The 24,707-nt window shown below is 57.7% G+C and carries 20 protein-coding genes; 10 read left to right on the top strand and 10 right to left on the bottom strand.

From position 1 onward, the window contains the following. Positions 1-360: 360 nt before the first annotated feature. The gene (locus KF841_16770; protein MBX3397010.1) at positions 361-795 is read right to left on the bottom strand and encodes a hypothetical protein; all 435 of its coding nucleotides are present in this window, start codon (positions 793-795) and stop codon (positions 361-363) included. Positions 796-1,132: 337 nt separating this feature from the next. Beyond that, positions 1,133-2,107, bottom strand: a complete 975-nt coding sequence (locus KF841_16765) for a hypothetical protein (protein ID MBX3397009.1) — start codon at positions 2,105-2,107, stop codon at positions 1,133-1,135. 299 nt (positions 2,108-2,406) lie between these two features. Between KF841_16765 and KF841_16760 the strand changes: the two genes are divergently transcribed. Both KF841_16760 and KF841_16755 read left to right on the top strand, forming a co-directional pair. After that, positions 2,407-3,726, top strand: a complete 1,320-nt coding sequence (locus tag KF841_16760; protein MBX3397008.1) for a serine hydroxymethyltransferase — start codon at positions 2,407-2,409, stop codon at positions 3,724-3,726. Between the two features lie 211 nt (positions 3,727-3,937). After that, positions 3,938-4,885, top strand: a complete 948-nt coding sequence (locus KF841_16755; protein MBX3397007.1) for a TIGR01777 family oxidoreductase — start codon at positions 3,938-3,940, stop codon at positions 4,883-4,885. Between the two features lie 56 nt (positions 4,886-4,941). Here the strand turns inward: KF841_16755 and KF841_16750 are convergent, their stop codons facing one another. After that, positions 4,942-5,667: a hypothetical protein gene (locus tag KF841_16750; protein MBX3397006.1), complete on the bottom strand. Its 726-nt coding sequence runs from the start codon at positions 5,665-5,667 to the stop codon at positions 4,942-4,944. Positions 5,668-5,935: 268 nt separating this feature from the next. Between KF841_16750 and KF841_16745 the strand changes: the two genes are divergently transcribed. The 3 genes from KF841_16745 to KF841_16735 all read left to right on the top strand — a co-directional run bounded on the left by KF841_16745 (position 5,936) and on the right by KF841_16735 (position 9,095). Beyond that, the gene (locus KF841_16745; GenBank protein ID MBX3397005.1) at positions 5,936-7,162 is read left to right on the top strand and encodes a hypothetical protein; all 1,227 of its coding nucleotides are present in this window, start codon (positions 5,936-5,938) and stop codon (positions 7,160-7,162) included. A 112-nt stretch (positions 7,163-7,274) separates the two neighbouring features. After that, a complete protein-coding gene (locus KF841_16740; protein ID MBX3397004.1) occupies positions 7,275-8,282 on the top strand; it encodes a DMT family transporter in 1,008 nt (335 codons plus the stop codon). A gap of 39 nt (positions 8,283-8,321) precedes the next feature. Beyond that, positions 8,322-9,095, top strand: a complete 774-nt coding sequence (locus KF841_16735; GenBank protein ID MBX3397003.1) for an NAD-dependent deacylase — start codon at positions 8,322-8,324, stop codon at positions 9,093-9,095. 24 nt (positions 9,096-9,119) lie between these two features. Here the strand turns inward: KF841_16735 and KF841_16730 are convergent, their stop codons facing one another. Together KF841_16730 and KF841_16725 are read right to left on the bottom strand one after the other, a co-directional pair. Further along, entirely contained in the window at positions 9,120-9,935 is an 816-nt protein-coding gene (locus KF841_16730; protein MBX3397002.1) for a hypothetical protein, read from the bottom strand. Positions 9,936-10,014: 79 nt separating this feature from the next. Next, positions 10,015-10,986 carry a hypothetical protein gene (locus tag KF841_16725; GenBank protein MBX3397001.1) on the bottom strand — a complete coding sequence of 324 codons (972 nt, stop codon included), beginning with the start codon at positions 10,984-10,986 and terminating at the stop codon, positions 10,015-10,017. A 558-nt stretch (positions 10,987-11,544) separates the two neighbouring features. On the opposite strand from KF841_16725, the gene KF841_16720 reads away from it, so the two are divergent. From KF841_16720 to KF841_16700, 5 genes are all read left to right on the top strand, one after another. After that, the gene (locus KF841_16720) at positions 11,545-12,555 is read left to right on the top strand and encodes a lysophospholipid acyltransferase family protein (GenBank protein MBX3397000.1); all 1,011 of its coding nucleotides are present in this window, start codon (positions 11,545-11,547) and stop codon (positions 12,553-12,555) included. 128 nt (positions 12,556-12,683) lie between these two features. Then, entirely contained in the window at positions 12,684-13,289 is a 606-nt protein-coding gene (locus tag KF841_16715; protein ID MBX3396999.1) for a Fe(2+)-trafficking protein, read from the top strand. 170 nt (positions 13,290-13,459) lie between these two features. Next, entirely contained in the window at positions 13,460-13,606 is a 147-nt protein-coding gene (locus tag KF841_16710) for a hypothetical protein (GenBank protein ID MBX3396998.1), read from the top strand. A gap of 150 nt (positions 13,607-13,756) precedes the next feature. Then, positions 13,757-15,946 carry an ABC transporter ATP-binding protein gene (locus KF841_16705; protein MBX3396997.1) on the top strand — a complete coding sequence of 730 codons (2,190 nt, stop codon included), beginning with the start codon at positions 13,757-13,759 and terminating at the stop codon, positions 15,944-15,946. Positions 15,947-16,808: 862 nt separating this feature from the next. Then, positions 16,809-18,281, top strand: a complete 1,473-nt coding sequence (locus tag KF841_16700) for a hypothetical protein (protein ID MBX3396996.1) — start codon at positions 16,809-16,811, stop codon at positions 18,279-18,281. Between the two features lie 25 nt (positions 18,282-18,306). On the opposite strand, the gene KF841_16695 is transcribed toward KF841_16700, so the two are convergent. From KF841_16695 to KF841_16675, 5 genes are all read right to left on the bottom strand, one after another. Next, positions 18,307-19,914: a SpoIIE family protein phosphatase gene (locus tag KF841_16695; GenBank protein MBX3396995.1), complete on the bottom strand. Its 1,608-nt coding sequence runs from the start codon at positions 19,912-19,914 to the stop codon at positions 18,307-18,309. Between the two features lie 144 nt (positions 19,915-20,058). After that, on the bottom strand, positions 20,059-20,859 hold the full coding sequence (locus KF841_16690; GenBank protein MBX3396994.1) for an ABC-2 family transporter protein: 801 nt from the start codon (positions 20,857-20,859) through the stop codon (positions 20,059-20,061). A gap of 3 nt (positions 20,860-20,862) precedes the next feature. Continuing rightward, positions 20,863-21,672 carry an ABC-2 family transporter protein gene (locus KF841_16685; protein ID MBX3396993.1) on the bottom strand — a complete coding sequence of 270 codons (810 nt, stop codon included), beginning with the start codon at positions 21,670-21,672 and terminating at the stop codon, positions 20,863-20,865. Then, complete coding sequence (locus KF841_16680; protein MBX3396992.1) at positions 21,669-22,652, bottom strand: ATP-binding cassette domain-containing protein; 984 nt, start codon at positions 22,650-22,652, stop codon at positions 21,669-21,671. Before KF841_16680 ends, KF841_16685 begins: the two co-directional genes overlap by 4 nt. A gap of 28 nt (positions 22,653-22,680) precedes the next feature. Further along, entirely contained in the window at positions 22,681-24,684 is a 2,004-nt protein-coding gene (locus KF841_16675; protein ID MBX3396991.1) for a CocE/NonD family hydrolase, read from the bottom strand. Between the last annotated feature and the right edge of the window lie 23 nt (positions 24,685-24,707).

Genomic DNA, 24,707 nt, shown 5'->3' with positions numbered 1-24,707 from the left:
GGGTGAATCCATCGCGCCGCCGTGGGCAGGCTCCGCTCCGCTCGGTGCCCTCGCTGCGCTGCGCCCGCCCACGGCGAGTGCTTCGGACAGTGCTGGACTAACATAACAGGTGGACTGAAGACAGGGGGAAGGTCAATGTTTGGCGTTGGCTGGCAGCCATTTTGGAGACGTCGAGAAAGCAACTGCATCGATCGCGTCGAATCGTGAACTCGACTGTGTAACCCCTTCAATGCACACGACCGCGGCAGGAGCTATTCACTCTCACCGCGGTCGCGCGATTCCTGACGATCAGAACCGGTCCGAACCGTCGACTTGAACGATTCTTCTTGATTCTGAGCAGTTATTCAGTCCGTCGGTTGCTTACCAGGCGACGTAGGTCATCCGCGAGGCATTCGAGCGCACCTTGTTGTTGCGGACGTTCGTGCGCGTGCCGTTGGTGCGGCGGCCGTAGGTCCGGCCCGTCGTGTTGCGGGTCGCGTTCATCGAGCGACCGTATGTCTTGCTGCCGAAGTTCGAACCGGTCATGTTCTTGCGATTGCTCGGCTTGACAGCATTGAAGTTGGATGTGGTGTAACCGCGGGTGATCCAGGCGAAGGTGCCCCAGCCACAATTCTTCCACACCTTGCAGCACTGCTTGAGCTCGGTGCAGATGCGGGTGGCTTCATTCTTGAGGAACTGGCGCTCGGCCGGGGTGCATGCGACGGCATATCGTCGCTTGCATCGGTTGAAGAAGGCCTGCTTTCGCTTGATGTCCGCCTGATACGTCGCCTTGGTGATGTTTCCGTAGTTCGTCATATTCCTGAATCCTCTCATGAGATGAGACTTTAGCCCGAGGTCCTTTACCCGGTGCTGATGCAAGGGTCGGACATAAAGGAGCGCGGGTTAAGTTCCGAGCCGGGGAATTTTCGAGTATTCAGGCCGAATGTTGCATGCGGATGCGCCAGGGCGTCGATGGAAATCTGGCGTGCAAGAGCCAGCAAGTGCTGATATTAGCATGAGTTATGACTGTCGGGCTGCTATGGCGAGCATTCAGAGAAGCGCAGCGAAATAAAGCTGCGGATTCGGCGACCCACTTCTCACATCGGACGCCCTTCGCGAGTGAATGCGTCGTGCCTCAGCGCTATGGAGCGAATCAATCGAGTTGGAGAACGACTTTCGTCGCAATGATGACACCGTCGACGTCGTAGGCGCCGACGATCACGACGATATCGCCTTCGAGCAGATCCTCGAACGTCAACGGCTGGTCGCCGCTGTCCACGATTTCCGTGTCATCGAGGATGACAACCTCCAATTCGCAGTTCGACGCATGGATGATCAGCCGTCGATCGGCCGGACCATCGGATTGGTTGTCGTTATCCTCGTTATTGTTGTCGCTGTCATCGTTGTTGTTGTTGTTGTTGGAGATGGAATCATCACGAATCTCAATGATTTCACCCGGCTCCGAGATGAACGGCTTGCTTATGGTGGCCGATGCTCGCACGAAAACTTCCGTACGGAGAATGAACTTGTCGTTGCCGGTCTGCGTGACTTTTAACGCGTTGTCTGCCGGTCCCAACTTGAATTCAATGAGTTGATTCTCGTCGTCCAGGATTTCAAAATGATCGCCTTGGGTATTCAGGTCGATCTTACCGTTGGCGTTGAGTTGGATCATCTCTGTTCCAATGACTGTGTCGTCGGACTTGACAAACTCCGGTTCGCTGACGCGCAGTCGAAGTTTGTTGAACGAACCGACGGGAGCATCAGAGATACAGGCAAGAAACTCAGAAAAGTCGGGATTGATCAGGTTTATTCTTACGGGCGGCATGAGTTCGATTTCCCCATGCTCACCATCGCCGATCAACTCAACGCTATTCACGGTGAGGTTGATCTCTCGGTAGCCGTCGATCGGCCGCCCATGGACGGTAAAAACGACTCCGGCGATGCCTGCGTTATTATCGTTGTTGTTGTTGTTGGAGTTATGATTGCCGTTGCTGTTTCCGAAGGAATCAAGAAAGCGAATAATGGCATCCACCAGTGCCGGATCCAGCGTGTCGCAAGCCGGCGCGAACAGGGCCACCGAAGCCAGGACGATGGTGGACAGGGCGGTTCGTTTGAGTTTCTTTCGCATTTCCGGGCCTCCGTGGCTGGGTGAAAAATCATTCGCGAAGTTGACGACATTGATTCTACCATCTCTCGATTGACGACTTGAAACCGATCATATCGCGCGGGTACGGAGCAGATCCAGCACCCGGCCACCGAATCCTGCGACCTTTAAGTGCGGGAAAGACTTGTCGACTCCATTTGCGAGGGAACCGGGCGGAATCCCGCGTTGCCGCATCCGCAGACGGCGTCTAAAGTAACGGACTCCAGAAGGCCCCGCGAGCGAGCGCCACCAGGCTGCCGCGCCCGGAGAAAAGAGGTGCACCGATGTCCCGTACTGAGAACAATCCCATCGCAAATCAAGACCCAGAAGTCTGGAAGGCATTTGTCAGGGAAGAAGATCGCCAGCAGAACACGCTTGAGTTGATCGCCTCCGAAAACCACGTCAGCCCGGCGGTTTTACATGCCGCGGGTTCCTGCTTCACCAACAAGTACGCCGAAGGGTATCCCGGCAGGCGATACTATGGCGGTTGCGAAAACATGGACACGGTCGAGCAACTTGCGATCGATCGGGCCAAGGCGCTCTTCGGCTGCGATCATGCAAACGTTCAACCACACTCCGGCAGTCAGGCGAATCAAGCGGTACTTTTAGCAGCGATGAATCCGGGATCGAGGTTCGATGAAGCCGAACAGCGCGAAAAACAGCCGGATGTCCCGACGCGAACACCGGGTGACATGATCTTGTCTTTGCACCTGGATCACGGCGGACACCTTTCACACGGCAAGAATGTGAATATTTCCGGCAAATGGTTCCGCGTGACACACTACGGCGTCGAACGCGAAAGCGGTCGAATCAACATGAGCGAGGTGCGCCGGCTCGCCAATGAATGCAAACCGAAGCTGATTATCACCGGCGCATCGGCCTATCCTCGAATCTGGGATTGGGCCGCCTTTGCGGAAATTGCCCGGGAAGTGAAGGCCATGCTTATGGCGGACATCGCGCACATTGCGGGTCTGGTTGCGGCCGGATTGCATCCCAGCCCGGTGTCCGTGTGCGAATTCGTCACCACGACCACCCACAAGACCCTGCGAGGTCCTCGCGGCGGTTTGACCATGTGCAAGAGCGATTGGGCCAAGAAGATCGATAGCGCAGTCTTCCCGGGCTTGCAGGGCGGCCCCCTCATGCACATCATCGCCGCCAAGGCAGTGGCATTCGGCGAAGCGCTCAAACCTGATTTCAAAGTTTATCAGCAGCGGATCCTGGACAATGCCAAGGCGCTGGCGGAATCGCTCATGTCGCGCGGGCACAATCTCGTCTCCGGCGGAACGGACAACCATCTTATGCTGCTGGACCTGCGTAAGCGGTTCCCGAGCGTCACCGGCCAGATGGCGGAGGACTGGCTTGGTCTTGCTGGGATCGTGGTGAACAAGAACATGATCCCATTCGACGAACGCAAGCCGATGGAAACGAGCGGCCTGCGGCTTGGAACACCGGCATTGACGACACGCGGAATGGGACCGGGGGAGATGACCCGGATTGCCGACATGATCGATCGTGTCCTGTCTTCGGAGGGCGGAAAGAGCGCGATCGAGATGGTTCGTGCCGAAGTGCTCGAGATGTGCAAGCAGTTTCCGCTGCATCGCTGAACGCAAGGCATATTGTCCGGATGAGAGTGATCGTGCGTTCCAATGCCGATGGCGCGCTTAACGGTGCCCTCGTCGGCACGGAATCCAGCGTCATTCAAGGTCGAGTGTCGCTCGCGACGCACCGATTGAGGGTTCATTCATCCGGAATCCAATCCACGCCGCCTGCCGGGATCCGTCGAAATTCGACAGGTATCCTTGCAAGGACGTCATCATGAAAATCGTGATTCCCGGGGGCAGCGGTCAGGTAGGTACCATGCTGGCGAGAGCCTTCGTCGGCGGCGGTCACGATGTGGTTGTATTAAGTCGCGAGGATCGTTCGACCGCATGGCGGTGCGAATTGTGGGATGGGCGAACCCTTGGCCTCTGGGTGAGTGAGATAGACGGCGCCGACGTGGTCATCAATCTGGCCGGCCGCAGCGTCAATTGTCGCTACAATTCGGAGAATCGCCGGGCAATCCTGGAGTCTCGCGTCGACTCAACCCGCGTGGTAGGGGAAGCGATCTCGCACGCGAAGAAGCCGCCGCGCGTCTGGCTTCAGGCGTCCACCGCCACGATTTACTCCCATCGTCACGATGCCCCGAACGATGAGGCAACCGGAATGATCGGTGGCCACGAACAGGATGTGCCGGACACGTGGCGATTCAGCATTGAGGTCGCCCGTGCCTGGGAGACGGCGTGCAACGAAGCTGACACGCCTTGCACGCGTCGCGTGCTTCTGCGCTCCGCCATGACAATGAGTCCGGACCGGGGCGGAATTTTCGACACGCTCCTGTCTCTGGTTACGCGCGGGCTTGGCGGCACCGCGGGAGATGGTCGGCAGTATGTTTCGTGGATACATGAATTTGATTTTGTGCGGGCGATAATGTGGCTCATCGAGCACGACACCATCGACGGCCCGGTCAATCTGGCGTCGCCCAATCCGCTTCCAAACGAGCAATTCATGCGCATCCTGAGAGAAGCGTGCGGCGCGGGTCTGGCACTATCGGCAAGCGCATGGATGTTGTCGCTTGGCGCGATTTTCATGGGCACCGAGACAGAGTTGATTCTCAAGAGTCGGCGCGTGGTGCCCGGACGGTTGCTGGATGGCGGTTTTCAATTCGAATTTCCGGATTGGGCGGCTGCTTCCGCAGAGCTATGCCGACGATCGCGTACCGGCTGATCCCGAATACCCCTCGGAGTGGCTTTGGAATCTGATGAAATTTCCGCTGCGAAATGTCAATCTTCGTTTGAATTTGCCGCGGTCACGCGGGGCGCGGGCTCGTCCTTCGCCAGCGTGATTCGCCGAATCGCAGGCACGACCCGTCGCGGGAATGACTCCAGATACTCTGCATAATCGAAGCCGCTTTCGACTCCTTGGCGGATGTTGTCGATCTCCATGGCCAGACGGCGAAGTTCGCCTGTCATGGCAGCCGGCGGCATGTCCGGCGCATAGTACCAATGTCCTTGAACCTGTTTGAACGGCGCGCGGACGAGCGGCAGATGGTCGCCCTCCTGCAAAGTGACGGTCGCAAAATCCCCCTGGAACGACTGATTGAGGATATTCGTCTCCTTCGAGAAGACGCCGAGGTTGTTCTGCAGGACAGACAGGTTCCATGCGACGTACTCGGGGCCGCCGAATCGCTTCGTCGCAGCATCACGGAGCCGCGCGTCGGCCTCAAGTACCGCATCCAGTGCCCGCAGAATCTCGACGACCGAATCCCGGCGGTCGGCGACGATATGAGACGCAATGGCTACGTAATCTCGCGTTATGTGCAGCGTATTCAGACGCCGTGCGACGTCAGCCGGTCCGCGCGATGGAGCAGGAGAGACGACCGATTCGTCAACGCGGCCTGATCCTCCATTCTTGGCGTCGATCGACGCGGGCCGGTCGCACGCCGTCACTGAAAGCGCAGCGGTGCTGAAAAACAGAGTTGAAGCAATGCGAAAGCGAGTCATTTCCATGCTTTTGATATCGGGTTATTCGCCATGACATGTCGAACGAAATGATGGGCCCATACGTCCAATCAACCGCCTGAGTGGATTAGCGAAAGCGGCGGGGGCGTGGAGCGTTGAGTCGTTTGAGATTCGGCGCGATTGTGGTATGAAATACGGCCAATATCCGGATGTCCGGAGGCGGACAGCGCGATTTCCGCCGGCTTCCGCGCAAGATCGGCTGGCCGGCAGACTGCTCGCTGCCGAGCCATTCCAGCAGGTTTAGATTCGTAACGCGATGACTCGATTCGTACTGAACATGTTCCTCGTTGTTGTGGCCCTCAGCACGGCATGGCGAGTCGCTCACCTGCCTGATCGGCAGCCACCCGGGGTTGCCGATGGCAGGACGGCGCGCACGGATTCGGTTGCTGTGATCGAACCGACACCTTCAACGGCTCCCGCCAGGTTGCCTCTGTCCAACGGTCAATTTCGCGGTATGGCCATCCAGCTTCACGGCGGGGACGATGTTTACGAAAACTATCACCGACTGATTCCGGAAGTTGCCGAACTTGGGGCGGACACGGTGTTGTTCGTGGTTCACGGCTGGCAGACGCACGCCGGTTCGCTTGATCTGCATCTTTCGCCTCAGCGGACGGCAGCAGCTAAAGATTTCGGCCGTCTGCTGGACCTGGCTGCGCTGCACGGGCTTCGACGAATCGTCATGCCAATCGTCCTTTTGAAGAACCCGCGCGGCGGCGAATGGCGAGGGAAAATCGCGCCGCCGGGCCACGACTGGGATGCGTGGTTCAGTCGTTATCGGCAGTTCATGGTCCACTGGGCGGATCTGTGCGAGAAGCATAATGTGGAAGTGCTTATGGTGGGTTCGGAATTGATCAAAGCCGAAGCCTACACATCGCGTTGGCGCGAGACGATTCAGGAAATCCGTCAACACTTTCGCGGCAAGCTGGGTTATTCTTCAAACTGGGACCACTATCAGACAGATAAGATCGGTTTCTGGGGCGATCTCGACTATGTCGGAATGACGACCTATTACAAGCTTGCGCACGGTCCAAATCCGGAGATCGGCGAGATCGACGCAAACTGGGACCGCATCAAGCGCGAGATCCTTGCATTTCAGAAAGAGGTCAACAAGCCGATTCTTTTCACGGAGGTCGGCTGGTGCAGCCAGGAAGGGGCGGCGAAGGAAGGCTGGAATTACTACGCGAAGCAGGAAGCGACTGAAGGCGGCAGGCAGGAGCAGGCACGATTGTACCAGTCCTTCATGAAGGCATGGACCGATGAACCCTGCGTCGGCGGCATCATCTGGTGGGAGTGGGACCGCAGCGAGGGCGGCAAGGCCGATTACAACTACACGCCGCGAGGCAAGCTCGCCGAAACGATTCTTCGAATGTGGTTTGCAAATCGGAATCGGCCGAATGTCAACGGAAAAGAGATGCAGCCCGCGCCCGAGGTGAAACCGACCGGCGAATCTCCGCGCGAGAGCGATCGTTCCGCGCCGCCCTGAGACGGTAGCTACCTGATAGCAACGCCTTGCGGCTGTGTTCTCGCCTTTCCACGTTCCGCGAATAGAATCTCATCGCGTTACCCTGATTTGACATTCGCACTTGAGTGAGGGGATGGATTCACAGAATCGAAAGTACGATCCGGCAGGCGTCGCATGCGTGGTCGTGACGCTGCTCGGATGGTCCAGCGTTCTCCTGTTTCTCCGCCACCTCGCCCCTTACATCGATGGCTGGTCGGCGAATGGCTGGCGATACGGCATGTGTGCGGGCGGACTGTGTCCCTATCTTCTCATTCGGCAGTGTCGAGGGCACGCCGATTGGCATTTGTGGCGGCGGGCGATCGTACCGTCGGTATTCAATTGCATCGGACAGACGTTTTTCGGATTTGCGGTTTACTACATTGAGCCGGGACTTGCGGCCTTTCTGCTGCGGGTCTCGCTCGTGTCGTCGACACTCGGCGCCTTCACGCTCTTTGCGGATGAGCGTGTCCTGGCACGGAGCTTGCTTTTCTGGTCGGGTCTGTCCCTCATTGTGATCGGTTCAATCTGCACCGTGGCTTTCAGCATACATCCGGTCGCCGGCAGCTCCGGATTCGGGATGCTGCTCGCGGCGGCGGCAGGCGGATTCTTTGGATTGTATGGGGTGTCAGTCAGATACTTCATGCGCGGTGTGCGACCGACTGATTCCTTTTCAGCCATTGCGACGGTCACCGCACTCGTGATGATTGGATTGATGTTCTGGCGAAGCCCCACGCGCGGGGCCTGCGTGCTGGACCTGTCCGCGATGAATACGTTCTGGATCGTGCTGTCGGCTGTGATCGGCATCGCAATCGGGCACATTTTTTATTATGCGGCGATCGCTCGATTGGGCGTTGCCGTCGCGGCCGCGATCGTGCAACTCTCGCCGTTCTTCTGCAGTCTTGGTTCGATTTATCTCTTTGGTGAGGTTCTGACGCCGGGGCAGTGGATCGCCGGAGCGGGAATGGTGTTTGGTGCGAGTCTCCTTATTCGGTCGGAGCAGCGTCGAGGCCGGGAAGCTGCGCCGGAGGGACTAGCTGCCTGCCCAATCGAGCTCGAGGCGGATGTTCCGGCTCGGACCATTCGCGTCGCCAAGGATATCTAGGCGAACCGCTCGGTTCGGCGATTTCCGATGAGGGTTTGCATGTCGGTTGACGCAACTGCGATCAGACTTCTCTCGGCCTGGCTAATGGAGGCGCGACGCGGGGTCGCATTCACCGGCGCCGGCATCAGCACCGAAAGCGGGATTCCCGACTTTCGCAGCCCCGGTGGCGTCTGGTCAAAGACGACACCGGTCTATTTCCAGGATTTCCTGGCCGATCCGGATGAACGCCAACGATACTGGGAAATGCGGCGGCTCAGTGTTCCGTCGTTTCTGTCCGCCAAGCCCAACGCAGGCCATGCCGTCCTCGCGGCACTGGAATCCGGTGGCGCACTTTGCGCCGTGGTGACGCAGAATATAGACGAGCTGCATCAAAGAGCGGGCAGCCGACGCGTTCTGGAAATTCACGGCACCGCCATGAAGGTCCACTGTATCGAATGCGACAAGCGATGGCCTTGCGAGGTGATTCAGCGCCGGAGTGAACTCGGCGAAACGGATTTTCGCTGTGATGAGTGCGGCGGTTTGCTCAAGTCGATGACCGTGTCATTCGGACAGGAAATGCTGCCCGGCGTCTGGATGGAGGCGAGGCAGTTCGCGAGGCATGCTGATCTGATGTTGGCGATCGGATCGAGCCTGGTGGTTTATCCAGCGGCGGAATTGCCCCAGATCGCACGCCAGCACGGCGCGCGGCTTGTAATTATCAATCGAGATCCGACGCCGTTCGACGAGATCGCTGACCTGGTGATTCATGCCGGCATCGGCCAAACCCTGACGGCCGTCGCGGATCAGTGTGGCATTCAGATACCAAGCTGCTGATCCGTCGATGTACTAGTTGATGTGTTATTTGGCGATGCGGCCGAAACGGTCCAACTGGTGCAGCGCCGCCTTAAGATCCTTCGGCATTGTCGCTTCGAAGTGCAGCCTTGCGCCCGTGGTGGGATGCTTGAATTCCACGGTTGCGGCATGAAGACTGGCTCGCTCGATCAATGGCTTCTCCGGGCGACGGCGGCTCCTGCGATAGCCCGCCTTAAAGGCCGAGAGCATGAGCTTTGATGACCCGCCATGAAGCGAATCGACCGCCAGAGGCAAGCCGACATCGTGCAGTTGCGCGCGGACCTGTTGTTCAAGACGCGTTCGGGGCCGGCATTCAAGCAGCGCAAATCCGATGAAGCTGTCCCGAACTTGCCAATCCGTTCTTGCCGGCTGGCCATGCTCAGGTGCGACTCGGACCCGCCCGCTCTTGGGCAGTGTCACCGGACGATCCAGCGTACCGGACTCGGATCTCACCATACCCCGAACCAGCGCGAGAAATGTGACCGACATTGTACCGGCGTCAAACTGATCGATCATCGCATCTCGCACGGCCTCGCGTCGCGCAACAATCATGACACCGGAGACATCCGGTTCGACGGAATAAACCGGGAAGAGCTTCGCGGGATCGTCGCCGAATCTGGCTGAGAGCAAATCGACGACGCTCGAGTCATCCAAGAAGCCGCCTTCGAAGAAAACGCCGGCGGGCTTGTCGATTGCAAAAAAATCCTCGTCAGTATGGAGGATGTCCAGTTTCGGGCGGCGCGGGCGTCTTTCGCCGTCTTCATCGCCGAATGCTGCATTCTCTATCGACTCGAAATCCTGATCCATGATAATCCGTGGCATTTGTGACGCTGCGATGGGGGTTCGAACCACCCACCCGCGAAGGGTTTGGCGTGTGGCGCGCGACCTTCAGCCTTTCTCATCAATCCATTGCGACATCCATCCGGATGAGGGGGATGATACTCACGGTGCGAATGTCGTCCACTTTGATCGGCGGCTCGACGACCACATCCGCTACCAATCGGCGCGACGGGTCCTCGACGATTTCCTTGACACGCCCGACGATCATCGGCACCGGGAGTCCCAATTGTCCGGGAGCGCTGTAAACGAGGTCGCCCACTCGAATGCCACGTGTGCGATCGGGACGAATCGGCGCTTCGCTGGAATCTGACGATTCAGGCAGTCCGGCTTCCCGATCGATGAAACGATAGTCCACGTTTCGGATTACCATTTCGCCATGCCCGCGCCCGCTGACGCTGCACGGATATTCCACGGCGACAAATCGATCGGCTTCGAATCCGCCGACCTGTACTCGCAAAGGCGCGCTGCCGACATCTGTAAAAAGGCAGACCCGTGACATAAATGGACTGACCTGCTCCACACGGCCGAGCAGGATCTCCCGGGAAATCACCGCGCAGCCGGCGTCGACCCGATTTTCGGTGCCGCGATTCACGAAGAATCGCGACGCCACCCAATCCTGCGGACTCACGCTCGAGTTCGCCCCTCGCTCAAGAAGGAGCGAGTCACGCCATTCGACGATGTCACGTCCAACGACGTTCGCATGCAGGGCATCCGGAAATCGCTTGGTCCGAAGTGCTGAGAGTTCATCGTTTTCCGCCTCGAGTTGCAGAATCTGGCCGGCCTGGGATGCGACTTGATTCTCCAGCGCCACGACATATTCGCGAAGTTCTCGATCCGGCTCGCTGACACGTCGTATCGATCGAGCGCCCTGGTAGGTCAGGAAATAGACCACATCCTGCAATGGAACGAGTAATTGAGTGCCGTGTCGCGCGCCGTCGGTGGCTCGCGGAGGCAATATGAGACTGAGGGTCGACAGTCCAAGTAGCAACCAGAAAACAGTTTTTTTCGATGGCTTGTATTGACTCAAACGCATGCGCGTATGATACGCGCTTTCATTGGTGTTGCCGATGCCAGTCTGTCGAACGAGGGACGCCGCGCAAAAACCGGCGCGCGTTCAACTGTGCGTGGATCAAACATTCCGGCCCGATTCGATCGGACGCACTCGGTTTGCTCGATAGGGTGCGGTCTGCGAGTCCGGTCGCCGCGCGTTAGTCGATTTGAGTGGGGTGGGGTCGACCGACTGGTTCAAAGGACGACTCAATATCCGTCCCAGCCCACGCATCATCCAGGCTTCTGGATTCGCCGGATTAGGGAAACTGGTGTAAATGGGTGGTCTGGGCTAGATGCGAAGACTCTAAATACCTATTTGCCAAATGGTTGCGCGAATCTTAGTTTGAAAGTGGTTCATGACTGACGCTCGGACGTCGGCATCTTCTTCCATGACCGTTCCGTTTGGTTGCTTGGGAGGTCGGGACCGCCACCCGGCCTCCCGTTTTTTTTACAGACCCCAGTCGGCCCAATTGCGACGGCCTACGACCGATACTCAGCGGCCCGGTTTCGCCGTCCCCGTTCATCCGTAGAATGGGCCCGGATGAACAGAAAGAAGCTCGGCGACTACTCGACTTATCTCGTCCTCAGGTTTGTATCCATCGTGATCGGTGCGATGCCGATGGAGACCTCGTTGCGGATGATGCGTGGGCTGGGTCGGATATGGTTTCATCTTCCGTATGCGATTCCCGAAAGCCGTATCCCCGACTGGTTGGCACGAAATCGCTCGATGCGATGGCTGGTCTCGCTATCGAATGCCGGCAATCGGATCCTCGTGCGCTTTCGCGAACACCGTCGCCGCGCCGAGGAACACATTCGCACATCCTTTCCTGAAATGGCGTCCGAACAGATTTCGGAGATCGCGCTGTCCAGCATGCAGCATCTGGCCATGCTGGCTGTCGAAGTGCTTCGAACTCCGCGGCAACTGACAGTCTGGACCTGGTCCCGTCATGTGGAGCTTCGGAATCTTGAGGATGCTCTTCGAATTCTGCTTCAGAAGCGCGGCTGCATCATGTTGACCGGTCACTACGGCAACTGGGAAGTGCTCGGATATGTCCTCGCGATCCTCGGTTTCGACATCGTTGCCGTCATGCGCCCGCTGGATAATGAGTACATCAATCGTTATCTACTGGATCGTCGTGAAGCCAGCGGCCTGACACTCCTGTACAAAAAGGGCGCGACCCGTTCCGCCCCCGATGTGCTCGATTCGGGTGGTGCGCTGTGTTTCATTGCGGATCAGAACGCGGGCAAAAAGGGCGTGTTCGTTGATTTTTTTGGACGCAAGGCGTCCACTTACAAATCGATCGCCTTGTTGGCGATGGAATACAGCGTGCCGATCATTGTCGGATGCGCGCGCCGCGTCGGACGAGGGTTTCGCTATGAGATATGCGTGCAGCGGATCATTCGCCCGGAAGAGTGGGCTGTGCAGGACGATCCGCTGATGTGGATCACGCGGGAATACACGAAGGGGATCGAGGACATGGTACGCGAAGCGCCGGGGCAGTACCTCTGGATCCATCGGCGATGGAAATCCCGGCCGAAGGACGAGTCTTAGCTTCGACAACCGGCGTGCGGGTGAAGGTTGGCACGCCTAAGATGGCGGATGAAAGACAAGCGGCTGACAATGTCTGACTGGTCCGGCGATGCTCGCCGCGGGCACCGCACAATTGAGGGCAGGAAATCATGGCGGATACAAGTCGAATTGAGCAACTGGAAAAGGTCGTCGAGCGGGATCCCAATGATGAACTGGGGCAGTTTGCGCTGGGCACCGCGTATCACGACGCGAAACTTCATTCAGAGGCCGGGCCGTGCTTTCAGCGTGTCCTCGCCATCAACAGCCAGAATTCAAAAGCATATGAGATGCTTGCGATCACACAGAAACTCACGGGCCACCCTGACCTGGCCATCCAGACCGCGACCAACGGCTATCGCATTGCGCATCGGCGTGGTGATGTGATGCCGATGAAGGCGATGGAGCTGCTGCTGAAGGAGCTGGGCGCATCGGTTCCGGTGGTCGGGGAGAAGATCGAGAGTTCCGCAAGCCCGACGTCGGTCGCCGGCGGCACCTTCTCTTGTCGTCGTTGTGGCGGGCCGGGGCCGCAACTCCCGAAAGTGCCGTTCAAGGGCGCACTGGGCCAGGTCATTTTTGACACGGTCTGCCAGATGTGCTGGAAAGAATGGGTCGGGCAGGGCACGAAAGTCATCAACGAACTCAGGCTTCAGATGTACGATCCAACCGCGCAGGACCTATATGATCGCCACATGAAAGAGTTCCTCATGATCGAGTAGCGGACCTGATGGCGGCGATGCCGTGAGGTTTATGATGGATGGGTGGGGCCAGGTCCGCAGGCTGCGAGGGAGGCAGTTCATGCCCGGGCCCCGCTTTGCCGATTTCAGAAGACGGGGTGTACGCACGAGGGCTTCACGCCGCACCGATCTTATGATTTGGGGAGCGAGTCATGTTTGATCCGATGACAGTTATTAACGGCCTGTTTGCCACGGGCTCGCAGTTTGTCGGCTTTATTCTGGAAGTCTTCTTCGGTCCCTTCATCCTCGTCGTTCTAGGGCCGCTGGCTCGAATCGGCGAGTACTTCAGCACGCTTTGAAGGACGGTCATTTCGTCGGCCGCCATTTGCCCTTACACTTCTTCGCTTTGATCGGCGGTCCGGCGCGAGGTTCCTCGCCCGTCGTCCGCGATCGGTGCGAGGAGTTCGTCGCTGATGGGCATGTTGGGGCCTTCCCTTTCTCGAGGAGATTTGCCTAAGCAAGGCGCCTCCCCGATTCAGTTTCTTCGAATTCTTCAGTACGCACGGCCGTGGAAGAGCTATCTCGGGCTTGCCGTCTGCTGCATCATTTTCGTCGCTGCGACTTACTCGATCAGCATTCTGGCTCTGCTGCCGCTTATCAAGGTGATTGGTGAAGAGCAGTCCATTCCGAATTGGATCAATCAGAGCGTCGTCGAGGATCGTCTCTCGATCGAGCTGGCGGAAGAGAAGGTCTCCGAGACCGAACGCCGCATCATCGTCCGTCGCGCGCCGAAGGATTCCGAACTTCACAAACAGGTCCACATCGGCGATCGCCTGATTAGAGCGAATGATGCCGTCGTGTCGGATGCAATCTTCAAACAGCTTGCCAACGCGCCGGATGACGCGACAGCTCAACTTACGTTTCAGCCGGAAAATCAGAGCGCCACGCCGATTGTTGTCAGTGTGCGGATGGCCGACGCGAGTTGGACGAACCGCTCCGCCCGCATCGTTGCGGACTGGCTGCCGGCTGGTGACACGCGCGATGCACAGTGGCGCATACTTATCATACTCACCGTCGCGGTACTCGTTGTCAGCGCTATGGGCGGCTTCTGCCGATTCTGGGGCGAGTATCTGATCGCCTATGTCGCCGGCCTCGTTGTGATGCGCCTCCGCAAGATCATGTATGATCGCGTCCTGAGGCTTCCTCTCGCGCATTTCGCCCAGCACGGCATCAGCGATCTGATGACGCGTTTTGTTCAGGATAGTCAGGAGATCTACCGCGGTCTTGTGTTCGTTTTTGCCAAGTCGCTTCGTGAACCGCTGAAGGCCGGGTTTGTCATCCTGGCGGCGCTGATTATCGACTGGCGCATTACGCTGATTGCCATAATCGGTGCGCCCATCGCCGGCATATTCATCCGTCGATTCGGCAAGAAGATTCGACGCGCTAACAAGCAGCTGCTTGGCAGTTACGGGCGGATGCTGGGAGCATTGAGCGGATCGCTTGGCGGGGTCCGAGTTGTCAAAGGCTACGCGATGGAACTGTACGAGCGACAGCACCTCCACGCAGTGGATCGCGAAATCCTGAAGCAGCAGCTCCGGATCGAGCGAACTGAAGCGCTGGCCAGTCCGATGTTCGAGGGCGTCGGGCGAATCGTTGCAACAATCGCGATATTCTACTTCGCACACCTGATGTTCATGCGCGAGATGACGTTTTCGAAGTTTGCGACGCTGGCGGCGTGCATGGCGGGCATGTTTGATCCCGTCCGAAAGATGGCGTCCTTCTACAATCGTATGCAGCGGGCCAATGCGGCATTGGAACGTGTGTATGAAGTCATCGATTTTCCGGTTCAGGTGCCGGACGACCACACGCGGCCGTCGTTGCCGCCGCTGGCGGATAAGATAGAGTTTCGCAATGTCCGCTTCCAGTATCCAAGCGCCGAAACCCCCGCGCTGGATGACATCTCGCTCGTGATTCAGCGCGGTGAGCGGGTAGCGTTTGTGGGACCGAACGGCTCGGGCAAAACGACGTTGCTTTCGCTGCTCATGCGATTCTTTGACCCGAACGAAGGACAACTCCTGTTCGACGGACGCGACGTGCGAGAGTTTTCCCTGCGGTCGCTTCGCAGGCAAATGAGCCTCATCACGCAGGACAGCGTGGTCTTCGCGGACACGATTGCGAACAACATCGCTTACGGAGATGACAGATTGCTCAGGGCGCTGGTGCTTCGCAATCGGCATCCGGATCGAAACTATCCGGACTGCGGCGGTCTGGAGCGTATCACCGCGGCCGCGAAGGCGGCCTACGCTGACGAGTTCATTCGCGAGAAGCCGCAGGGTTACGACACGTTTGTCGGCGAGCACGGTGCTCAGCTTTCCGGTGGACAGAAGCAGCGCATCGCGATTGCGCGCGCCATTCTGCGAAACGCGCCGATCTTCATTTTTGACGAGGCCACCAGTCAGATCGACGCAGAGAGCGAGAAGAAGATCCATGATGCAGTGGAGAAGTTTCTCGAAAACCGTACGGCACTGATCATCGCCCATCGATTCTCCACCATTCTGCAGGCCGACCGCATTGTGGTCATGGACAAGGGTCGGATTGTCGACAGCGGCACGCATGAGGAACTGGTCCAGCGATGCGAATTGTATAAGAGTCTTTATGGCAGCCAGATTCTCGGCGGAGAATTGCCGCATACAAGCTGATATTTCCAGGGCGATATGCGAGTGAATTGAGCGTGGCACTGCACTTCGTCATCCCTGCGTATTCGTCCGTATCGATCTGCCGGTCGCGAACGCACGGCCTTGAACAGCGGCCAGAAATTCTTGTTTTTTTGTTGACGCCCAGGATGCCTTCCCATTAGCATTCAAAAGTCGGGCGCATGAAGTCCATTCTTGACGGAGGAGACCTCATGATTAGACGATCAGTTGCACGCCACACACGTTACCCTTTCTCTCTCTTGCTTGCTCTTATTCGTGGGGCTTGAACCAGGCCGGGGCGGCAGCGCCGCAAGAGCCTCTTGTCCGCCGCAATGGTGCTGGGGCGAGGGGGACTTTGTCTGTGTGTGGAATTACGACGAATCTGACTGTAATCACGAATACCTGATTGCGATCGGTCCGTGTCAGTGTGAAACGAACTCGACCTGCACCGGGGTCTGGATTCAGCAGATTGCGCACGAGGAACTTGTCTTCGAGGATACGGGTCTCCCGCGGCCGGAAGGTCAGTGCATCGAGATTCCGTGCGGGGTCTGCTATTCCAGACAGTACATCCTCTGTCGAGCTGTGCTTTTCTGTCTAAACGAGAATCTGGAAGCGCGATGCAACCCATTTTCCGAACAAATCCAATGTTTGCCAAGGATCAAGATCAGCTTCTGGGGTGACTATTATGTTAATTGTCACCAACCGTGCTGCCTGGATCAGGTCTGACTACAAACGTGTCGGGCCGTCGACCCAATTGTACACCGAGTCATTCGTGACACGGATCTTTGCGTTCGAGTCGAAATCATGCGTTTTCTACAATCCTGCATACTGAGCTTGCTCCATTTAGGCGGCTTAAAGGAGTAGTTCCATGTTGATGCTTGCGACCGCCATGCTGGCCGTGTTGTCGATCGGAGATTCCGACGATTCCCGAATCCCCGAGACCTTTATTCGTGCATTCGAAGCGAGAATGAAGCCGCGCACGGCTCTTATCTCATACCACCGGAAGGACTATCACCCGGGCATTGCCGGGCGATCCATGCGATTTGACGTTCGAATCAGCGGCGATGATCTGTACTGGCGCAATAAGGGCGATGAAGACGGCATTCGAGTTCAGGATGCCCAAACCGGTCGAAAGATGATCGGCGTAAAAGACGCATGCGCCGACCAATTGACGATCTGGAATCGGGCGACAAAGGAAGTCTGGAGCCGCTGCGAGGGCAGTAACGGAATGTTACTGTTTCATGTTGATGGACTGAGTGTCGTGATTTCAGAAACGCTTACCGACCCGCGATGCATCGGCCTGTATGGTGCGGATCAGCGCATGAGTTCACCGATGGACATGCTTCGTCGATTTCAATCGAATCCATATCCAACCAAGTGGACGGAAACGATTGAAGAGAATATCCACGTTCTAAAGCAAGAAATTCGCGGCCATGACGAATCCGACCTTCGGCGATCGATTTCGATATATACCATTGATCCGGAAAAGGACTACGCGATTCTGGAAATAAACGAATACATGGTTGACGAGAATGGCAAGCGGGAACACGTCGCTCGCACCTTGAATACACACGAGAAATTTGACGGCCGCTGGTGGATCAAGTCTTCCGAGTCAGTGTTTCCTGTCATTGGCGGGAGTAATCAATATGTGATCGAGCACGCGGAATTTGATCGTCCGGAGCATCCGAAGCGGCTGGATCCGGATCTTTGGGAGGTCCCGCCGGGTGTAATGATTACCTCGCACTTTCGTTACGACGAAGGGCTTCGTTACCAGCGGGCTCGATACATTGGTGGAGGGGGGCATGTCGAGGAAGATCAGTGGCAACAGATTCAGGATCAGTACGATAACGAATTGCTTCAGGCGTTCTGGCAGCGAAACGGCTTCAACCGCGACACGCGATATCCGGCATGGTGGAATTTCAGTGACAAGTCTTACGGACTGGATGGCGTGGAACATCAGCCGGACTTGTGGGAAGCGTACGTTCGCCGCTGGATCATCCGACATACACCGCTGCCGCTCAGTCGAAGTACAAGCCCACTGACGCCCGGTCTGCGAGATGAGCAGGTCAATGCCGCCTGGGCTATTCTAAAGGACTGCCGGAAGTCGGCCGCTCCGATTGTCGAGAGAATGCGGAAGCAGAGTGAATCGGACAGCGGACAAGGACAGAAGGCTGCGCCCGCAGAGGAGCTCAAGTCATCCAATGCGTCGAACTCCGCGCCGGAAATGAGCCGAGAAGAACAGGAACTGGCTGCGATATTCGAGAAGCTCAAGCAACGGCTGCCGACCGTCCTCTCAACAAAGCAGCAGGCGTCCGAAGCAGAATCGGGCAAGTCTCGATAGATGGGCAGGGTCGCCGGCGAATTAATCAGCCACGACGCAGCAGCAGGACTGTCGTGTCTTCCGGGCTCTCGCCACCGACAAGAAACTCATCCAGATCAGTCGCCAGTTCCTTGAGTACGTGGCTCGGTGTGTCTCCCAACCCGTCGCAGACAATATCGCACAGCGCGTCGATGCCGAACGCCTGTCCCGACGCGTTGCGGGCGGATTCGACGCCATCCGTTGCGAGGACGAACGAGTCACCTTCGCCGAGCAGGAGCGGCACCACTTCGAACGGGGTGCCACGGGCCTGTCCAACGCCCGGCGTCTGGCCGGTTGCGATTCGCTCCGCAGTTCCGTCAGATTGGACTCGGCCGGCAATCACATGAGAGCCGGCGACGCAGAGGTGGACTTTGCCGCTGCCGGGCCATACGCGTGCGACCGCCAGATCGACTCGCGTCTTGACATTGCCGTCGTCCAGCATCCAATTCAGCGCTCGCGCAAAGAGATGCGGTGCTTCGCCATAAAGCACGGCCGACCGGAAAGCCGCTCGAATCTCGCCGAATTTACAGGGCACGAGATGCAGCGGCCAATGCACACGCGCGAGAAGGAGTGCCGCGGTTTTATCGCGAAGCTGGATGACATCGTAGAGGTCCGTGCAGTTCTGTTCGCCGATTCGACGATAAGCGGCGACTTGCATCTCATCCCACTGTGGAAGGGCCTTGGGAGTGAGGGCATCCTGCGTTGCACGAGCGACCGTCAGTTCAGTCGCGGCAGCCGACCTGCGACTCGATGTCATTCGATTCAGAACCGCCTCGAGGGGAATGGCTGCGGCGCAGGCGAAGGCCTTCAGTGCGATCAGCGATTTTTCGTCGTAGATCGGATCAGCCGGATCGACTTCGAGGTACAACATTCCGAGGGTGAATTTCGTGCCGACGATCGGTACAGCCATGGCGGCGCCGACAATCGGATCCGGTGCTTGAGGCGTGCAGATATGATGAGCGAACTTGATGCAGCGAGGTTCGGTTATCTCGCTGAATCGGGGGCGCTCGATTGGCGTTCCGTTCTGCGACTGGCCGAGCGCCCAATCAAACGTGCCCTTCTCCGCGCATCGAATGGCGATCCAGGCCCGGCGGGCGGCGAACATGTCAATCGCGCTGGCCAGCACCAGCGGCAGCGACTCACCGGCGTGGGCGGCATCATTCAGAGCCAGCGTGAGGCGGGCAACCCTTTCCAACTGGTCGCGCGTCAGTGAGAGATCCACTTCGTCCTTCAGTATGATCGAGTTGAGCGGGAGGCTCTCAGCGTGACTCTTTGCGATCGCCATGATCCGATCGTGATGAAGCTCTTCGCGGCTGCGGTCCGGATCAAGATAGAACTTGATGGAGAACTCGCCGCATTCAATCTCGTCCGCGTGTCGCAGCCTGGCTTTGTTTTTTTGCACAGCGCGATTAAGGCAGGTCGGGACGGAATGCTCGAGCACTTCGAGCCACCATTCACCGGCGTCGTCCTGAAGGATATTAGCTTGGTGCTTGCCGAGGCGCGGGTCGGGCAGGTGGACATGACACCGCGAGTCAGAGCCGATCGTGATGAGGCCCGATCCCTCCATTTTCAGACTGTTGCGCAACCGCTGGTTCTCGAGAATCATCAGTCGCATCGTGACGACCTCCTACTTCTCGTGCGATGCCATGATGTGCGGACGTCACGGCTCCCGCGGGCAAAGACATGGCGACCGGGCACCGGCGACCCGGTAAAATAATACGTCGTGGTCGGAATGCGGGCAATCAAATTTGTGACGAAATCAGGCCGAGGCGCCGGCGTACCGCTTCAATCCGGCGCGAAAAAGCCACGAAGCGCCGGCAAACGCCGCGAGCGCAAGGACTGCGGCCACAATCGGCACGGTCGTCGTGATCCCGGTGGCCGAATCTCCGAGCAGGCTGGCGGCCGGGAAAGTCGTAATGAAAGCCAGCGGAATGAGATAGGTCAGCCCCCAGCGCAGCCAGGCGGGATAGATCTGTACGGGATAGCGGCCGGCCTCAAACACGTTCCAGAAGATCATCTCGATATTCTCGAGCCGCACGAGCCAGAAGCACACGCCAGCCAGTGCGAGCCATATCGCATAAACGATCGCGAATGAGGCCGCCATCATCAGGACAAAGAGGGCGAGCTTATCCAACGGAATGGCGCCGAGCAGTCGATAACACCCGACGGCCGCGACGGATCCGCCCAAGACAACGTCCGTGATCCGCCAGAAGACAAATTCCCGAACGCTGACGTGAAACTGGGCATCGAGCGGCTTAAGCAGAACAAAGTCCAGCGTTCCGTTGCGAATATCCTCCATGACCCGGCGCATGTTCGGTACGATGAACATGCGAATGCCCCCTGCGACGATTCGAAACACACCGACCAGAACCAGCATATGATCCGTCTTCCAACCGCGAAGTTCGCCGGTGTTGGAAAAAACCGTCCAGACAGTCAGGAGCTCGGCACAGAGATGGCCGATTGAGACCAGAAGCCGCGAATAAAACTCAAAACGGTATGCGGCAAAATTCTGAACGCTGACGCGCACAAACAGCCAGACCAGTGAGAATGCTCGCGTCATGGTCTATCCGCTCACCGCCGTATAGCGCTTGAGGCCCGCTGCCCAGGTAATCCGGAATGCGGCAATTGAGACCGCGATCCAGCCGCATTGAATCAACAATCCGATGCATGCGTCCGTCGGCGTCAATCGCCCGCCGATGAAGAGCTCGGTCGGAAATTCATACATCCATTTGAACGGCATGATTCGAGCAAGGCTCTCGATCGGCTTGGGCAGCGCCTCGACCGGTGCGAACCGACCGCCAAGGAACATGCACAGTCCGAAGTACACTTCGCCAAGTGCGTCAATCTTCGGTGCCCAGAACGCAAACAGGGAAACAACATAGCAGAGGACAAAGGCGAGAATCGCACCGAGCGTCAATGCGATGACACCGAGCAATATGCTCCACGCGGTCGGCTGGAAGTGAGGAGTAACGACCCACGCGAAGATGATCCAGACCGGAATCGTGAACATCAGCGTGACAACCTTGTACGCCAGGTTTTCCGCGACGGATCGCCACATCGGCAACGCAGGTTGAAGCAGCATCGGCGACAGGGCGCCGGTGCGGACAAAAAAGCCCATCTGGTAGACGTCCCACGCGCCGGTCAGGTGGCCGACAATCATCATGATCAGGAAGTAAGCCGCCAGACCACCGCGGTCGTAACCGGCAATTTCATGACTTGCGCTGCCGCCTGCCGCAGCCGACCACATGGCGTATAACACGGCCGGATTGACGATGCCCCAGATGCTCCAGAGCAGCACTTCGCCTCGGTAGTGCATCATCACCGCCAGGTGCGCCCGAAGGTGCGCTCCCAATGCGCGCATCGAGGCTTTCATGAGGTGGATGCTCCCTTGAACACGCGCGAGATGACATCCTCGATCGGCGGGTCTTCAATCGTCAGATCCTGAACCGCCAAATCGGTCAGCAGCTTTGCGGTGACGGCTGCCGCCGCGCTTTTGTGCACGCGCAGAGCGAGCTTGCGCGGTTCCTGGGTCAGCACTTCACCCAGAGTCGCAAGATCGTATCCGTCAAAGTCACGATCGAGGTCAATCTTGATAACCTTGAAGGGTGCAAGTTTTCGCGACAGGTCGGACAGCGATCCGTCGAAGAGAATCCTGCCATGATCGATGACGATGATCCGTTTGCAGAGGGCGGCGACATCGGCCATGTAATGGCTCGTCAGGATGATCGTTGCGCCATGCTCGCGATTATAGTGGTGTATGAACTCACGAATGCGGGCCTGCATGGCGATATCGACGCCAATGGTCGGTTCATCGAGAAACAGCACTGACGGCCGATGCAGCAGCGACACGCAGATCTCGCATTTCATGCGTTCGCCGAGTGACAGGGACCGCACCTGCTTCTTGATTACATCACGCAGCTCGAGCAGTTCGAGCAACTCGTCAAGCGATCTCTGGTATTGCTCTTTCGGCAGACCATAGATCGAAGCATGCACCAGGAACGAATCGATCGCGGGGAGGTCCCAGTGCAACTGGGAACGCTGTCCCATGAGCATGCTGATCTTTTGCAGGTAGCTGCTCTCACGTTTCCACGGCGTGTGATCCAGCACGCGAGCGTCGCCGCTGGTTGGGTGGAGCAGACCGGATAGCATCTTCAGCGTCGTGGTCTTCCCAGCGCCGTTCGGGCCGAGAAATCCGACAATCTCGCCGGCTTCGATCGAAAACGAAATATCGTTGACCGCGCGAACTTCTTTGTAGCGCCGCCGGAAAATGCTGCGGACCGAAGCGCTGAAGCCGCCCTCGCGCTCAGGCACAGAGAAGGTCTTCGTCAAGTGGTGGACATCAATTTGCGGCATTGCGTCTCAAACTTTCGTGAACGTCCGCCTACTCGGATGGCAGCAGTCCGAATTCGAATCGGGTCGGAAATTCTGTCGAGCGATACACCCGCTGCGTCGCTTTGATGAAGTCCGTTTCATCCGCCATGTAGATGTTCTCGACGAATTTCTGGGGATTGCGGTCGATCAGTGGAAACCAAGTGCACTGAATCTGGATCATGATACGATGGCCGGGCTCAAACGTATGCAGGATGTCAAGGAGCTCAAGGCGGATATTCGTCGGCTCGTCTGGTGTGAATGGCTCCGGTGTCGACAGGTTGTTGCGATAGCGTCCGCGAATCACTTCGCTGCGAACCATCATCTGATATCCGCCCATCGGCCGCGTACGCGAATTCACCGGCGTGTCCTCGGCATCGGGTGGGAATACGTCGATCAGCTTCACAACCCAGTCCGAATCCGTTCCCGAAGTCGAAACCCAGAGGTCCGCCAGGATCGGTCCGGCAATCGTGACTGCGTCTTCGAGCAGATCGGTTTGATAAACCAGGACATCGGGGCGGCGAGCCGCAAACCGCTGGTCATCCGTCATGTAGGATCGCGTCATTCGCGTTGTAATCTCTTCGCTGAAGGGCACGGGTTTGGCGGGATCACTGACAAACTCATCAAACAGGGGGGCCGCGGTTTCCCGGTCGGATGGCATCGTGCGGTCGTCCAGCTTGGTTTCCGGCGCGTGCCATGCCAATGATCCGTCCGGGGCGGCATATAACACCGCAGTCTGCACATGTGCGGGCGGCCACGCGTCGAAGCGGCGCCAGATGTTGGCGCCGGTTTCAAAAACAAACGCTTCGGGCAGCTTCGGATCCGGCACCTGCTTCAGGTGATGTCGAAAGAAGGGCAGTTCGATCTCGCGACGATAAAATTCCGAGTGATCGCCGCCAAAGTGAATGTTGCCAAGCTGGTTGCCCTCCGTTCGCGACCAACCGCCATGCGGCCAGGGCCCCATGACGATCGAATTGACTACGCCCGGATTCTCACGCTTGACCGTTCGATAGATCTTAAGCGGCCCGTAGAGGTCTTCCGCATCAAACCAGCCCCCAACGATCAAAACAGCCGGTGCGACATTCTTCAGGTGCGGCAGGATATTCCGGCTTTGCCAGTATTGGTCGTAGTCGGGGTGGGTGATAATATCGTTCCAGCAGGGCAGCTCATCATGAAAATAGTGTTCATTCGCATTCTTGAGAGGGCCCAGATCCAGAAAAAACTGATACCCGTCGGGTGTTCCGTAGTCGATGCCGTCCTGCCACTGCGTCGTTAATCCTTTTCGCGGTTTGCAGAACGACGACATAAAGCCAAAAGCATGCGGTAGAAAGAACGCGCCGTGATGATGAAAGTCATCGAAATACCAGTCCGCAATCGGGGCTTGCGGGCTCACGGCCTTGAGGGCCGGATGGGCGTCAATCATGCCGGCGGCAGCATAGAATCCGGGATAGCTGATCCCCCAGATTCCAACGCGGCCATTGTTGTTTGGGATGTTCGAAACAAGCCAATCAATGGTGTCGTATGTGTCTGAACTCTCGTCGACGTCGGTTGGGGATTTCTTTTCTTCTACATGGGGTCGCATGTCGACGAAATCGCCGCCGGACATGAAGCAGCCTCGAACGTCCTGTCGAACAAAAATGTACCCTTCTCGCACATAATCCATATGCGGTGCAATTCGCGGGCTGTATTCCGATTCGCCGTAGGGATTGCAACTGTAGGGCGTTCGAATCATCAGGATCGGGTAGGACTTGGATGTATCCCGCGGAGAATAGACCTGAGTAAAAAGCTCGACGCCATCACGCACGGGCAGGCGAAATTCTTTTTTTTCGTAATGCGTTTTGAAGTATTCGGTGTCGTCTGCTTCCGCGGAGGTGATCCCCGTGGCCGCATCCGGTTCACCAGTCTGAATGGTGCGCTCCGCACCACTCGAAGCGCAGCCGGCTCCGAAAGTGAGGCAGGTCAGTGCAACAAGAAGTGTTGGCAGACAGGCAAGCGACTGATGCACGCATCTCCTCATCGCGAGCCTAAGGTCGAGGCCGC

This window comes from Phycisphaerae bacterium (genome assembly GCA_019636475.1).
Classification (GTDB): domain Bacteria; phylum Planctomycetota; class Phycisphaerae; order UBA1845; family UTPLA1; genus JADJRI01.
This window is presented reverse-complemented; position numbering and strand designations above follow the sequence as displayed.

Excerpts from the sequence above, each read along its gene's own strand:
- KF841_16770 (MBX3397010.1), bottom strand. The coding sequence starts at position 795 with ATGACGAACTACGGAAACATCACCAAGGCGACGTATCAGGCGGACATC.
- KF841_16765 (MBX3397009.1), bottom strand. The coding sequence starts at position 2,107 with ATGCGAAAGAAACTCAAACGAACCGCCCTGTCCACCATCGTCCTGGCT.
- KF841_16760 (MBX3397008.1), top strand. The coding sequence starts at position 2,407 with ATGTCCCGTACTGAGAACAATCCCATCGCAAATCAAGACCCAGAAGTC.
- KF841_16755 (MBX3397007.1), top strand. The coding sequence starts at position 3,938 with ATGAAAATCGTGATTCCCGGGGGCAGCGGTCAGGTAGGTACCATGCTG.
- KF841_16750 (MBX3397006.1), bottom strand. The coding sequence starts at position 5,667 with ATGGAAATGACTCGCTTTCGCATTGCTTCAACTCTGTTTTTCAGCACC.
- KF841_16745 (MBX3397005.1), top strand. The coding sequence starts at position 5,936 with ATGACTCGATTCGTACTGAACATGTTCCTCGTTGTTGTGGCCCTCAGC.
- KF841_16740 (MBX3397004.1), top strand. The coding sequence starts at position 7,275 with ATGGATTCACAGAATCGAAAGTACGATCCGGCAGGCGTCGCATGCGTG.
- KF841_16735 (MBX3397003.1), top strand. The coding sequence starts at position 8,322 with ATGTCGGTTGACGCAACTGCGATCAGACTTCTCTCGGCCTGGCTAATG.
- KF841_16730 (MBX3397002.1), bottom strand. The coding sequence starts at position 9,935 with ATGCCACGGATTATCATGGATCAGGATTTCGAGTCGATAGAGAATGCA.
- KF841_16725 (MBX3397001.1), bottom strand. The coding sequence starts at position 10,986 with ATGCGTTTGAGTCAATACAAGCCATCGAAAAAAACTGTTTTCTGGTTG.
- KF841_16720 (MBX3397000.1), top strand. The coding sequence starts at position 11,545 with ATGAACAGAAAGAAGCTCGGCGACTACTCGACTTATCTCGTCCTCAGG.
- KF841_16715 (MBX3396999.1), top strand. The coding sequence starts at position 12,684 with ATGGCGGATACAAGTCGAATTGAGCAACTGGAAAAGGTCGTCGAGCGG.
- KF841_16710 (MBX3396998.1), top strand. The coding sequence starts at position 13,460 with ATGTTTGATCCGATGACAGTTATTAACGGCCTGTTTGCCACGGGCTCG.
- KF841_16700 (MBX3396996.1), top strand. The coding sequence starts at position 16,809 with ATGTTGATGCTTGCGACCGCCATGCTGGCCGTGTTGTCGATCGGAGAT.
- KF841_16695 (MBX3396995.1), bottom strand. The coding sequence starts at position 19,914 with ATGCGACTGATGATTCTCGAGAACCAGCGGTTGCGCAACAGTCTGAAA.
- KF841_16690 (MBX3396994.1), bottom strand. The coding sequence starts at position 20,859 with ATGACGCGAGCATTCTCACTGGTCTGGCTGTTTGTGCGCGTCAGCGTT.
- KF841_16685 (MBX3396993.1), bottom strand. The coding sequence starts at position 21,672 with ATGAAAGCCTCGATGCGCGCATTGGGAGCGCACCTTCGGGCGCACCTG.
- KF841_16680 (MBX3396992.1), bottom strand. The coding sequence starts at position 22,652 with ATGCCGCAAATTGATGTCCACCACTTGACGAAGACCTTCTCTGTGCCT.
- KF841_16675 (MBX3396991.1), bottom strand. The coding sequence starts at position 24,684 with ATGAGGAGATGCGTGCATCAGTCGCTTGCCTGTCTGCCAACACTTCTT.